Source organism: Streptomyces sp. NPDC088910 (assembly GCF_044749865.1).
In the GTDB taxonomy this organism is placed as follows: domain Bacteria; phylum Actinomycetota; class Actinomycetes; order Streptomycetales; family Streptomycetaceae; genus Actinacidiphila.
Genome location: NZ_JBIVIV010000004.1, coordinates 318,600 through 331,141, shown reverse-complemented (window position 1 = coordinate 331,141; position 12,542 = coordinate 318,600). Strand labels below are relative to the sequence as shown.

The 12,542-nt window shown below is 71.4% G+C and carries 11 protein-coding genes; 7 read left to right on the top strand and 4 right to left on the bottom strand.

Annotated elements, in window-relative coordinates:
* Positions 1-24: 24 nt before the first annotated feature.
* Positions 25-1,053: an N-acetyl-gamma-glutamyl-phosphate reductase gene (argC, locus tag ACIP4Z_RS12260; RefSeq protein ID WP_391046499.1), complete on the bottom strand. Its 1,029-nt coding sequence runs from the start codon at positions 1,051-1,053 to the stop codon at positions 25-27.
* Positions 1,054-1,157: 104 nt separating this feature from the next.
* Between argC and ACIP4Z_RS12255 the strand changes: the two genes are divergently transcribed.
* The gene (locus tag ACIP4Z_RS12255) at positions 1,158-1,697 is read left to right on the top strand and encodes a GNAT family N-acetyltransferase (RefSeq protein WP_401307000.1); all 540 of its coding nucleotides are present in this window, start codon (positions 1,158-1,160) and stop codon (positions 1,695-1,697) included.
* A 57-nt stretch (positions 1,698-1,754) separates the two neighbouring features.
* Here ACIP4Z_RS12255 and ACIP4Z_RS12250 read toward each other — a convergent pair whose 3' ends face one another.
* Positions 1,755-2,720 carry a TIGR03557 family F420-dependent LLM class oxidoreductase gene (locus ACIP4Z_RS12250; RefSeq protein ID WP_391046494.1) on the bottom strand — a complete coding sequence of 322 codons (966 nt, stop codon included), beginning with the start codon at positions 2,718-2,720 and terminating at the stop codon, positions 1,755-1,757.
* A 147-nt stretch (positions 2,721-2,867) separates the two neighbouring features.
* Between ACIP4Z_RS12250 and ACIP4Z_RS12245 the strand changes: the two genes are divergently transcribed.
* The 6 genes from ACIP4Z_RS12245 to ACIP4Z_RS12220 all read left to right on the top strand — a co-directional run bounded on the left by ACIP4Z_RS12245 (position 2,868) and on the right by ACIP4Z_RS12220 (position 9,372).
* Positions 2,868-3,374 carry a DUF6328 family protein gene (locus ACIP4Z_RS12245; protein WP_355332664.1) on the top strand — a complete coding sequence of 169 codons (507 nt, stop codon included), beginning with the start codon at positions 2,868-2,870 and terminating at the stop codon, positions 3,372-3,374.
* Positions 3,375-3,419: 45 nt separating this feature from the next.
* On the top strand, positions 3,420-4,127 hold the full coding sequence (locus tag ACIP4Z_RS12240; protein ID WP_401306996.1) for an HAD family hydrolase: 708 nt from the start codon (positions 3,420-3,422) through the stop codon (positions 4,125-4,127).
* A gap of 173 nt (positions 4,128-4,300) precedes the next feature.
* Complete coding sequence (locus ACIP4Z_RS12235) at positions 4,301-5,437, top strand: glutathione-independent formaldehyde dehydrogenase (RefSeq protein WP_401306993.1); 1,137 nt, start codon at positions 4,301-4,303, stop codon at positions 5,435-5,437.
* Positions 5,438-5,542: 105 nt separating this feature from the next.
* Positions 5,543-7,123, top strand: a complete 1,581-nt coding sequence (locus tag ACIP4Z_RS12230) for a glutamate synthase-related protein (RefSeq protein ID WP_391046486.1) — start codon at positions 5,543-5,545, stop codon at positions 7,121-7,123.
* Positions 7,124-7,233: 110 nt separating this feature from the next.
* On the top strand, positions 7,234-8,991 hold the full coding sequence (locus ACIP4Z_RS12225) for a thiamine pyrophosphate-dependent enzyme (RefSeq protein WP_401306989.1): 1,758 nt from the start codon (positions 7,234-7,236) through the stop codon (positions 8,989-8,991).
* Between the two features lie 174 nt (positions 8,992-9,165).
* Positions 9,166-9,372, top strand: a complete 207-nt coding sequence (locus ACIP4Z_RS12220) for a hypothetical protein (protein ID WP_391046484.1) — start codon at positions 9,166-9,168, stop codon at positions 9,370-9,372.
* Between the two features lie 105 nt (positions 9,373-9,477).
* Here ACIP4Z_RS12220 and ACIP4Z_RS12215 read toward each other — a convergent pair whose 3' ends face one another.
* Both ACIP4Z_RS12215 and ACIP4Z_RS12210 read right to left on the bottom strand, forming a co-directional pair.
* The gene (locus ACIP4Z_RS12215; protein WP_401306985.1) at positions 9,478-10,785 is read right to left on the bottom strand and encodes a methyltransferase; all 1,308 of its coding nucleotides are present in this window, start codon (positions 10,783-10,785) and stop codon (positions 9,478-9,480) included.
* A gap of 610 nt (positions 10,786-11,395) precedes the next feature.
* Complete coding sequence (locus ACIP4Z_RS12210; protein WP_355332681.1) at positions 11,396-12,130, bottom strand: hypothetical protein; 735 nt, start codon at positions 12,128-12,130, stop codon at positions 11,396-11,398.
* Between the last annotated feature and the right edge of the window lie 412 nt (positions 12,131-12,542).

Genomic DNA, 12,542 nt, shown 5'->3' with positions numbered 1-12,542 from the left:
CCCGGCACAGAGCCGCGCCGCGCGTCACGGTGCGACTCCGATGGTGGAGAGTCCTGTCGCCTCGGGGAGTCCCAGGGCGATGTTCATGCTCTGCACCGCGCCGCCGGCGGTGCCCTTGGTCAGGTTGTCGATGGCGCTGATCGCGATCAGGCGGTGGGTGCTCTCGTCGTACGCGATCTGGATCTGGACGGCGTTCGAGCCGTAGACGGCGGCGGTCGCGGGCCACTGCCCCTCGGGGAGCAGGTGCACGAACGGCTCGTCGGCGAGGGCCTTCTCGTACGCGGCCCGCAGATCGTGGCCGGTGACGCCGGGGCGGGCCTTGGCGCTGCACGTGGCGAGGATGCCGCGCGGCATGGGGGCGAGGGTGGGCGTGAAGGACACACTGACCCGCTCGCCGGCCGCCGCGCTGAGGTTCTGGATCATCTCCGGCGTGTGCCGGTGGCCGCCGCCGACTCCGTACGGGCTCATCGAGCCCATCACCTCGGAGCCGAGCAGATGCGGCTTGGCCGCCTTGCCCGCGCCCGAGGTGCCGGAGGCAGCGGTGATGACGGCCTCCGGCTCGACCAGCGCGGCGGCGTACGCGGGGAACAGCGCGAGCGAGACCGCCGTCGGGTAGCAGCCGGGCACCGCGACGCGCTTGGACCCCTCCAACGCGGCGCGGGCGCCCGGCAGTTCAGGCAGCCCGTACGGCCAGGTCCCGGCATGCGGGCTGCCGTAGAACCTCTCCCAGTCGGCGGCGTCGGCCAGCCGGAAGTCGGCGCCCATGTCGACGATCAGCACCTCGTCGCCGAGCTGCGCCGCGACCGCGGCGGACTGGCCGTGCGGCAGCGCGAGGAAGACCACGTCGTGTCCCGCCAGCACCTCCGCCGTGGTCGGCTCCAGCACCCGTCCGGCCAGCGGCAGCAGGTGCGGCTGAAGCGCGCCGAGCCGCTGCCCGGCGTTGGAGTTCCCGGTCACCGCCCCGATCTCGACCTCGGGGTGCCCCGCGAGCAGGCGCAGCACCTCCCCGCCCGCGTACCCGCTGCCCCCGGCCACCGCTGCCCGCACCACCATCGAACCCTCCTCGTCGATGGCATGACTATACGTTTCAACGCAGTATTATGCAAAGGTCCGGTCGCCCCGCCTACCGGCACTGCCCCCGTTGCTAGGCTGCGCGCATGCCGAACCTGGGGCCCGTCGTCTGGCCGCCCGAGCCGATCAGGACCGCGAGGCTCGTACTGCGCGGGTCCGAGGCGCGTGACCGGGCGGCGTTCATCGAGCTGCTGGCGTCGCCGGAGGTGCATACCTACCTCGGCGGCCCCCGGCGGCGTGCCGAGCTGGAGCGCGAGCTGCCCGAGGTGCCCGAGCGGTGGCCGGGAAGCTTCGTCGTGGAGCTGGACGGCGCGATGATCGGCCAGCTCCTGCTCAGGCGAGCGGCGGAGAGCCACCGCCCGGCCGCCCGGGGGAAGGCCGATCTCGGCTATCTGTTCCTGCCGCGGGCGTGGGGCCTCGGGTACGCCGCCGAGGCGTGCGCGGCGGCGCTCGACTGGTTCGACGGCGTCCTGCCCGGCGAGCCGGTGATCCTGGCCACCCAGAGCGCCAACCTCGCCTCGATGCGCCTCGCGGCCAAGCTCGGGTTCACCGAGGTGGAGCGGTTCCACGCCTGGGACGCCGAGCAGTGGCTGGGCCTGCGCCCGCCGCTCCCGGCATCCGCGTAGGACCGAGGGCCCCGGTCGCAGCGGCCGAGCCGTACGTCGGCGCGGCCCTCGGCGGAGTCAGAGGGCGCGCAGGGCGGGCAGGAGCGTCTTCTGCGACCAGTCGAGGAAGGGCTCCTGGTGGTCGCCGCCGATCTGGATCAGGGCGATCTCGGTGAAGCCCGCGTCGATGTAGGACGCGACCGCTTCGGCGAACACGTCGGGGTCGCTGCCGCAGGGAATGGCCTCGGCGATGTCCTCGGGGCGCACGTGCTCGTTGGCTCCGGCGAAGGCCGCCGGATTCGGCAGTTCCGCATTCACCGGCCAGGGCCCCACGGACCAGCGGAACTGCTCGTGGGCCCGGGCGACGGCGGCGTCGGTGTCCGGGTCGTAGCAGACCGGGAGCTGGCCGACCCTCGGCTTTCCCGTACCGCCGTGCGCGTCGAAGGCGTCGAGCAGTTCGCTCTTCGGCTCCGTGGCGATCACCAGATCGGCCAGCCGGCCCGCGAGCGAGCAGGAGCGCTCGCCCGAGACCGCGATGCCGAGGGGCGGCGGGGTGTCCGGGAGGTCCCACAGCTTGGCGTTGTCCACCTCGAAGTGGGCGCCCCGGTGGTTCACGACATCGCCCGCGAGCAGGGCGCGGATGATCCCGACCGCCTCTTCCAGCATCTCGACCCTGGTCCGCGCGGAGGGCCACCCACCGCCGACCACGTGCTCGTTGAGCTGCTCACCCGAGCCCAGCCCGAGCCGGAAGCGCCCCTCGGACAGCAACTGCATCGTCGCGGCCTTCTGCGCGATCACCGCCGGGTGGTACCGCTTGGTCGGGCAGGTCACGTAGGTCATGAGCGGGATGCGGTACGTGGCCTGGGCCGCGGCTCCCAGCACGCTCCAGGCGTACGGGGAGTGCCCCTGGGAATCGAGCCAGGGGAAGTAGTGGTCCGAGGTCACGGAGAAGTCGAATCCGGCCCGCTCGGCGCCGACCACATGGTCCACGAGCGCGCGGGGGCCCGCCTGCTCCGTCATCATCGTGTATCCGAATTGCACCATGCGAGGCGTTTAGCCGATCTTCCCGGCCGGGAAACCTCCCGCTCGGCTGAGGGGGCGGTGCGGGGGTAGGCGTAACGGACGGGCAGAGGGGGGACCGATCCCCCGGTCAGGACACGTCGCGATCGCACACGGGCAGGTGGCTTCAGGATGACAAGCGGGACCGGCGGCAGTGCCGCACCCGGCAGGGACGAGACACCGGAGCAGCGCGCCGACCGGCAGTGGGGCGAGCTGCTCCAGGAACTGCGGGTCGTCCAGACCGGTGTGCAGATCCTCTTCGGGTTCCTGCTGACGGTCCCGTTCCAGCAGCGCTTCGCGCACCTGTCCGACGGCGAGCGCACGCTGTACATCGTGACCGTGATGCTGGGCGCGGCGACGACGGGCGCCCTGGTGGGGCCCGTCTCGCTGCACCGGATGCTGACGGGACAGCGGCTGAAGCCCGAGACGGTCGCGTGGGCGTCGCGTCTGACCGTGGTGGGTCTCGTCCTGCTCGTGTGCACCATGGCCACGGCCTTGCTCCTCGTCCTGCGTGTCGCCGGTGGCGCGACGGTCGCGATCCCGATAGTGGCGGGAATGGTCGTATGGTTCGGCCTCGCCTGGCTCGTCCTCCCCGCGGTGGCGCGACACCGCGCCCTGTCGGCGGACGGGTCCGACTGACCTCGACGTTCCCGCAGGGGAGCAGGACACGGAAAGAAGCGAGACATGACAGAGTCAGAGCCCACCGGCAGTGAGACGCGGCGCGCCGACGGAGCGGTGCTGTTCGATGTCGACGGCACCCTGATGGACACGGTCTATCTGCACACCGTCGCCTGGTGGGAGGCCCTGAGCCAGCACGGCCACCGGGTCGGCACGGCCCGGATCCACCGGCTGATCGGGATGGGCAGTGACCATTTGCTGGACGCGCTGCTCGGCGAGGACCGCGACCACGGCGAGGACGACACGATCAGCGCCGCTCACGACACCCTCTACGCCCAGTACTGGTCCCGCCTGGTGCCGCTGCCCGGGGCCTCCGACCTGCTCAGGGCCTGCGCGGCGCGCGGCTGGCAGGTCGTGCTCGCCTCGTCGGCGAAGGGCGAGGAGGCCGACGTGATGCTCCGCGCCCTCGACGCCGATGAGGCGATCACCGCCGTGACCACCTCCGACGACGTGTCCTCCAGCAAACCCGCCCCCGACCTCGTACGGCAGGCGCTGGAGAAGGCGGGTGTCCCGGCCGGGCGCGCGGTCTTCGTCGGCGACGCCGCCTGGGACGCGCAGGCGGCCTCCAAGGCGGGCGTGCGCTGCCTCGGCGTGCTCACCGGCGGCTGGACGCGCCAGGAGCTGAGCGAAGCGGGAGCCGAAACCGTCTACGAATCCGTCGCGGACCTGCTCACCCACCTGGACGACAGCGTCCTCGCCACGCCACCCCGATGACCGGCCGCCGGGCCGGCGTACGCGTGGCGTCACGACGCCGTCGCGGAAAGTTTCCCGCTCTCGGGCCCCCCGTCACACGTGTCAATCATGTGACGCGGGTACGCGGACAGTAGGGAATTGTCACTTCTGTGGGTGATTGTTCCGTTTCGACCGCTCCCGAAAGGAACGACGACATGAAAGCGCTGGTCTACAACGGCCCTTACGACGTCTCCGTCGAGGATGCGCCGGACGCGCGGATCGAGCAGCCCAACGACGCGCTGGTCCGGATCACCACCACCAACATCTGCGGCTCCGACCTGCACATGTACGAGGGCCGCACGACCGTCGAGCGGGGCAAGATCCTCGGCCACGAGAACATGGGCATCGTCGAGGACACCGGGCCCGCGGTGACCCGGATCAAGCCCGGCGACCGGGTGTCGGTGCCGTTCAACATCGCCTGCGGAAGCTGTCGCAACTGCATGAACGGCTGGACCGCCTTCTGTCAGCGCGTCAACCCCACCGAGGGCATGGACGGCGCCGCGTACGGCTACGCCAACATGGGCCCGTACGACGGCGGCCAGGCCGAACTGCTCCGCGTGCCGTACGCCGACTTCAACCTGCTCGAACTGCCCGCGGGTGACGAGCACGAGGCCAAGTTCACGATGCTCTCCGACATCTTCCCCACCGGCTGGCACGGCACCGAACTCGCCGGCCAGCGCGCCGGGGACAGCGTCGCCGTCTTCGGCGCGGGACCCGTCGGACTGCTCGCCGCGCACAGCGCCCTGATCCGCGGCGCGTCCCAGGTCTTCGTCGTCGACCGGCAGGCCGACCGCCTCGCCCTGGCCGAGTCCATCGGCGCCACCCCCGTCGACTTCTCCGAGGCCGACCCCGTGGAGCAGATCCTGGACGCCACCGACGGGCGCGGCACGGACTGCGGCGTCGAAGCCGTCGGCTACCAGGCGCACGACCCGTCCGGCCAGGAGCACCCCGAACTCGTCCTGGACAACCTGGTCAAGGCCGTCCGTACCACCGGCGGCATCGGTGTGGTCGGCGTCTACATGCCCGAGGACCCGGAAGCCGCCGAGGAGGGCGCCAAGCACGGCCGGATCGCCTTCGACTACGGCACCTTCTTCACCAAGGGTCAGCACATGGGCACCGGCCAGTGCCCCGTCCTGCGCTACAACCGCGCCCTGCGCGATCTGATCGTCACCGGCCGGGCCGACCCGTCCTTCCTGGTCTCCCACGAACTCCCGCTGGACGAAGCCCCCGACGCCTACCGGCACTTCGACAAGCGCGACGACGGCTGGACGAAGGTCCTGCTCCACCCCTGACGCAAGGCGGCGAAGGCGGCCCGACGCGACCATGGGCCGGGGATGACCGGAGCTTGACCCGGCGGGCAGCATGGAGGGATCGGGGCGGGCAAGGAGCCCGACGTGATGAGAACCGGTGCCGTGGCCCTGACCCTGCTCGTGGCCGTCGCGGCGGCGGTCGCCGCCGTGGCGGTCGGCCCCTGGTGGTGGACGGCCGCCGCCGTCCTGGCCCTGCTGGGGCTGCTCGGCCTGTACGACCTGACGCAGCGCCGCCACTCGGTGCTGCGCAACTACCCGGTGATCGGCCATGCCCGCTACCTGCTGGAGAAGATCCGCCCGGAGCTCCAGCAGTACTTCGTCGAGCGGAATTTCGACGGCCGCCCCTTCGACCGCGACACCCGCAGCATCGTCTACGAACGCGCCAAGGGCACCGCGGCCGAGGAGCCGTACGGCACCGAACTCGACGTCTACCGCTCGGGCCACGAGTTCCTGGTGCCGTCGATGGCGCCGCGGCCCGTACCGGACGATCCGCCGCGGGTGCGGATCGGCGGTCCCGACTGTGCCAAGCCGTACGACATGGCGCTGCTGAACGTGTCGGCGATGAGTTTCGGCTCGCTGTCGGCCCAGGCGGTCCTGGCGCTCAACAAGGGCGCGGCGGACGGTGGTTTCGCGCACGACACCGGTGAAGGGGGCCTGTCGGAGTACCACCTGCGGCACGGCGGCGACCTGGTCTGGGAGATCGGCACCGGCTACTTCGGCTGCCGCACCGACGACGGCGACTTCGACGCCGGGGAGTTCGCCGACAAGGCCGCCCACGACAGCGTCAAGTGCGTGTCGCTGAAGCTGTCCCAGGGCGCCAAGCCCGGTATCGGCGGCGTCCTGCCAGGGGCCAAGGTCAACGCCGAGATCGCCCGGGTGCGGGACGTCCCGCAGGGCGAGACCGTCGTGTCCCCGCCGTACCACCGGGTCTTCGGCACGCCCCGTGAGCTGATCCGGTTCATCGCCCGGATGCGGGAGCTGTCGGGCGGCAAGCCCGCGGGCTTCAAGCTGTGCGTCGGTTCGCGCCGCCAGTTCCTGGCCGTCTGCAAGGCGATGGTCGAGGAGGGCACCGCGCCGGACTTCATCATCGTGGACGGCGCCGAGGGCGGTACCGGCGCGGCGCCGCTGGAATTCGCCGACCACGTCGGCACCCCGCTCACCGAGGGCCTGACCACCGTGCACAACGCGCTGGTCGGCGCCGGTCTGCGGGACCGGGTCAGGATCGGCGCGAGCGGCAAGATCGCCACCGGCAGCGACCTCGTCAAGCGCATGGTCCAGGGCGCGGACTACGGCAACGCCGCCCGCGCCATGATGTTCGCCGTCGGGTGCATCCAGGCGCAGCGCTGCCACACCAACACCTGCCCCGTCGGCGTCACGACCCAGGACCCGCGGCGGGCCCGCGCGCTGGACGTCGGCGACAAGTCCGTCCGGGTGCGCAGGCTCCAGGAGTCCACCGTCGCCAGCGCTCTTCAGATCATGGCGTCGATGGGCGTCACCGATCCGTCGCAGCTGCGCCCGCACATGCTGCGCCAGCGTGTCGACCCCTACACCGTCCGCTCCTATGACGAACTGTACGAGTGGCTGGCTCCCGGTCAGCTGCTCGCCGAACCGCCCGCCTCGTGGGCCGCCGACTGGGCCGCCGCGGACCCCGACCGCTTCACCGTCTGAGCCGTACCGCGGTGCGCACCGGCCGCCGCGCGCACCGCGCCGCACCCCGAAGCGCGCACCGCCACACCGCCACACCGCCCCACCGCCACACCGTCTGAGCTGGAGGAATCATGGCCCGTACCGTTGCCCGCGTCATCGTGGACGCCCTGGCCGAACTGAACGTACGCCAGGTCTTCGGCGTCGTCGGCGACGCCCTCAACCCCCTGACCGACGCGATCCGCACCACCGAGGGCGTGGAGTGGGTGGGCTGTCGGCACGAGGAGGCTGCGGCCTTCGCCGCGAGCGCGCAGTCCCAGCTCACCGGCGGCCTCGGCGTCTGCATGGGCACGGTCGGCCCCGGCTCGGTGCACCTGCTCAACGGCCTGTACGACGCGGCCAAGAGCCACACCCCGGTGCTGGCCATCGCCGGTCAAGTGCCGCTGTCCGAGCTGGGCAGCGACTACTTCCAGGAAGTCGACAACGACGCGCTCTTCAGCGATGTGGCGGTCTTCCGGGCCACCGTCACGTCGCCGGAGCAGATGCCGCTGCTGCTGGAGACCGCGGTCCGCACCGCCCTGGGACGCAAGGGCGTCGCCGTGCTGTCGGTCCCCGGCGACATCGGGGAGAAGGAACTGTCCACGGACCGGCCGGCCCGTTTCTCGCTGACCACGCCGAGCACCCGGCCGGACGAGGACGCCGTCCGCGCCGCCGCCGATCTGCTGGACCGGGCCGAGCGCGTCACCCTGCTGGTCGGCCGCGGCGCCCGGGGCGCCCGCGACCAGGTCATGGCCCTCGCCGACCGGCTGGCGGCACCGATGGTGCTCACGTTGAAGGCCAAGGAGGGCTTCGAGGGCGACAACCCGTTCCAGGTCGGACAGACCGGTCTGATCGGCAACCCCGCGGCGGCCTCCGCACTCCAGGACGCCGACACCCTTCTTCTGCTGGGCACCGACTTCCCTTACCGCGACTGGTATCCCGAGGGCCGCACCGTGGTCCAGGTCGACACCGAGCCCACCCACATCGGCCGCCGCGTCCCGGTCGAGATCGGCCTCGTCGGCGAGGTCGGCGCGACCGTACGGGACCTGCTGGTCCAGTTGGACGCCGCACCGTCCGCGTCGGCGAAGGCCCGTGACCGCAAGCACCTGGACCAGGCCGTGGAGCGCTTCGCGTCCTGGCGGGAGGGGCAGGCCCGGCTGGCGGCCCCCGACCACGACAAGGGACTGATCGGCCGCGTCCGCTCCGCCCTGGACAACCGCGAGCACGGCATCCGTCCCGAGGCGCTCGCGGCGGCGGTCGACCGCCACGCCGCCGACGACGCGGTGTTCACCTCCGATACGGGCATGGCCACCGTGTGGCTGTCGCGTTTCGTGGAGATGCGCGGCGACCGCCGCCTCCTGGGCTCGTACAACCTCGGCTCGATGGCCAACGCCATGCCGCACGCGCTGGGCGCGCAGATGCTGGACCGGGGCAGGCAGGTCGTGGCGTTCTGCGGCGACGGCGGCCTGAGCATGCTGCTCGGCGACCTCATGACGCTCAAGACGTATGACCTGCCGGTCACCCTCGTCGTCTTCGACAACCGCCGGCTGGGCATGGTCAAACTGGAGCAGGAGCAGTCGGGGCTGCCGGAGTTCGGCACCGTCCTGGACAACCCCGACTTCGCGGCGGTCGCAAACGCCTTGGGCCTGACGGGTATCCGGGTCACCGACCCCGACGAGTTGGACGACGCCGTCCGCACCGCGCTGGCCGCGCCGGGCCCGGTGCTCCTGGACGTCCTCACCAACCCGGACGAGATCGCCGTTCCCGCCAAGCCCACCGTCGAGCAGGGCTGGGGCTTCGCCGTCGCCAAGATGAAGGAGATCGTCCGGAGCTCCGGCGACAACTCGCACTGAGGGCACCGGCGTTGCGCGGTCGGGGTCGTCGGGGCATCGAGCCGTCAGACCGTCGAACCGTGTGCCGTAAGCGCCGTCGTGCCCTCGTGCCGTCGTCCCAAGTAGCCTCCCGCGTGAGATCTTTGAGGTGTCGCCCGGCCGACTCCGGCCCGGCCGACGTGGAGATGGGGGAACATGATCGCTCTGGTGCTGATCGGCGTGCTGGTGGTCGTCGTCGGCGGGTGCGCGTGCGTGGTGTGGGCGAGTCGCGGCGGGCCCCGCTGGGTGCGCGCGGTGGCGTCGGTGACCCTCGCCGCCGGTGAACTGGTGCGCGGCTCCGAGCGGAACCGGCGACAGCGGGAGCGCCGACGCCTGAACCGGTCCGGCAGCGGCAGCGACTGACGGCGGTCGCCGCCGGGTTGGCGGCGTCACCTCACCGCCGCACCGGCCTTGGAGCAGCGCATGTCGTCGTTGGACGAGCTTGAAGCCGTTCTGAGCGCGGCGCGGTCAGGACTTGGTGGCGCGGAGGATCACGAATTTGGGGTCGGAGGCGACGATGTCGCAGGTGCCGAAGAGGCGGCGCAGGCGGAGGTGGTAGCCGAGGTGGCGGTTGCCGATCACCCAGAGTTCGCCGCCGGGGCGCAGGACGGTACGGGCGGCGGTGAACATCCGGCGGGCCGTGATGTCGGTGGTGGCCTGGTGGGAGTGGAAGGGCGGGTTGAGGAGGACGAGGTCGGCGCTCTCGGCCGGGACCCCGGTCAGGCCGTCGGCGACCAGGAACTCCGCCTTGGTCGCGGGGTCGGCGTTGGCGCGGAAGGTGGCCTCGGCCGAGGCGACCGCCTGGTGCGACTCGTCGGCGAACAGCACGGCGGACTCGGGGTTGGCGAGCGCGGCGGCCGTCCCGACGACGCCGTTTCCGCAGCCGAGGTCGACCACGCGGTCCGGGCCGTGCCGCACGGGGAGGTGCTGGAGCAGGAAGCGGGTGCCGATGTCGAGCCGTTCCGCGCAGAAGATGCCCGCGTGGTTGGTGACCGTACGGCCGGAGACCGCGCCGATGCCGTCCGGCAGCGCGTAGGTGATCGGCCAGGGGCTGGCGGTACGGGTCCGGCCCGCGGCCGGGGCGCAGAAGATCAGCCGCGCCTTCTTCTCGGCCAGTGACGTACGCGTCGGTCCGAGGATCCGCTCGAAGAGGTTGAGCGTCGAGGTGTGGATCTCGGTGGTCATGCCGGTGCCGACCACGACGGTGCCCTCGTGCACGGCGGGCGCGAGGCGGTGGAGCTGGTCCTCCAGCAGCGCGAGGCTCTTGGGGACCCTGATCAGCAGGACGTCCACGCGGTCCGGCGGGGTGTCGCGGGTGGACAGCAGCCGGACGCCGTCGGCCTCCTCCGGGGCGTTGCGCAGCAGATTCGCGCGGGTCGCCTCCTGGGCCAGGAAGGAGTCCGAGATCTGGGTGGGGCGGTGCGCGGCCAGCGCGGTGGTCAGCGCGCCCCAGCGGTCACCGACCACGACGACGGTCCCCGACAGGTCCACGGACCCGGCCGCCGTACGCCCGCCGGCCGCGCCGTCCGCCTGCGCGGCGGGACGGGAGCCGGCGCGGGCGTCGCCCGGCGGATCGGCCCGCTGACCGGTGCGGGTGTCGCCTCGCGCGTCGGCCCGCGGGTCCGCCCGAGCGTCGGCTCTCGTGTCGGCTCGGATGTCCGCGAGATGCCGGAGCGCGTACGCGTCGGCGGCGTCCCAGGCCCGCAGTTGGTCGCGCGGGTCCTGCGGGAAGCGAGTGAGGTCGAGGTCACCCCAGGGCGTCGTGAATCGGATCATGGTGCTCACAGGCTAACCGCTACGCCACCACTGAGCGGTCGACCGGTGGCCGTCAGGCGTCGGACGGGGGTCGGGCCACCCCCCTCGGGGCCCCCTTCAGCCCCCTCGGGACCCCCTTCAGACCCCCCTCGGAGCCGCTTCCGCGGGGGTTTGACCGAGGTGGCGGGGCGCGGCTCCTTCACCGCCGCGGGCCGGGCGCTGGGCTCCACGCGGGCAAGGAGCGGGACCCGGAGGCATGTCCAGCCCCCGGGCCCCTCGAAGTGCCGCCCCGTGCACACACCGGCGCACTTGAGGCCGCGGGTCAATCTGATGTCGACTCGTTCTACCGTTGAACTACCGGCCCGTGAAAGAGGACCAGACAGGATTCGAACCTGCACCTGACGACCTTGCCCGCGGCCGATCGATCCGGTGATCGGCGGCGACTGCTGAGTCTGGAGCGAGAGTCTGAGATTGATCGCGGTCTGCCTCTGCCATTTGGGCTACCCCCGCGAGTGGTGCGGGGCGAGGGACTCGAACCCCCACTGGAACCGCGTCGTTCACGACAAACTTCAGCTTCAGCTTTGCGCTCCTGGCGCACCCTCCGCGCTCCGGCGGAGGGGATCTAGGGGGGTCACTGCGCGAACAGGAACCCGAACACGGCCTCGCCGACGCGCCGGTCGGTGACCTCCGTGCCGTTGGCCTCCTCGCGGGCGAACTTCACCGCCTGCTGCAACTTCTCGACCCGGTCCAGCAGTTCGTTCACCCGACGGGCGGGGAGCGCGCCGGAGAACTTCACCGTGGTCCAGTAACCGACCGCCACGTCCTCGTAGTACACCTCGACCTGGGCCGGGTGCTTCTCGGTGGCCTCGGCCTTCACGTGGTTGCGCGGGACCTTCTTGGTGCGGATCGTCCGTACCGGCTCGGTCTTCCAGGCGTCCGTGGAGGCGTCCAGATTCCAGCCCTCGGCCGCGTCCAGCACCGGCAGCTTGCGCACGAAGGTGTTGAGGTCGGTGAGCTGCTTCTCCAGGAAGAGCAGATACGACACGGGCACGTCGCTGACGACGGTGCGGCCGTCGACCGTGACATCGGCGCGCGCCTCGCAGTTGGCCCAGTCCTTGGTGGCGGTCACGTCGAAGAGCCGGGTGAGCGCCGCGGCGGTGTCCCGCAGCACATTCTCGGCCTTGACCTGCACCCGGGTGGACTCGGGCGGCAATTGCTCGCCCTCCTCGTCCTTCGGCTGATAGCTCCGCGAGATCCCGGAAAGCAACGCGGGCTTCTGCAAGTCGTGATGAGCGGTCGTCAGTTCCTGCTGCGCCTTGGACTTGACGCCCTTCTCGACCGCGATGATCTGATTGAGTTTCGCCACACACAGACCGTAACAGCGCGCCGACCACGCGTTCGACCGGTTTTCGCGGCGCCGGGCTTCGAATGTCCCGCCCGGCCGCCGACTCCGGAACCCCACGCCTCACTTCCGCCGCGACCCGACGCCGACTCCCCCGCAGGTAACCGCACATTATGGACGAAGTCCCGTTGAGAGCTTGGTCGTTACCGGCGCGCACGCCTCGGGCGTCTGGTACTGTCACGACCGCCAGTCAGCCATAGGTCGGTCTTCAACGACGGATCTGACTGATGACACGGGGTAGGAATCAGAGCTCGGCGCAGTGCTTCCCGGGGATCCACGGGCCGAGCGATGTGAATTCGCAATAGATTTTTGAGTGTCGTTGCCGCGATCGACCGCGCCCGAATACGGGGGTGCGCCGTCCGATCGCGACAACGTC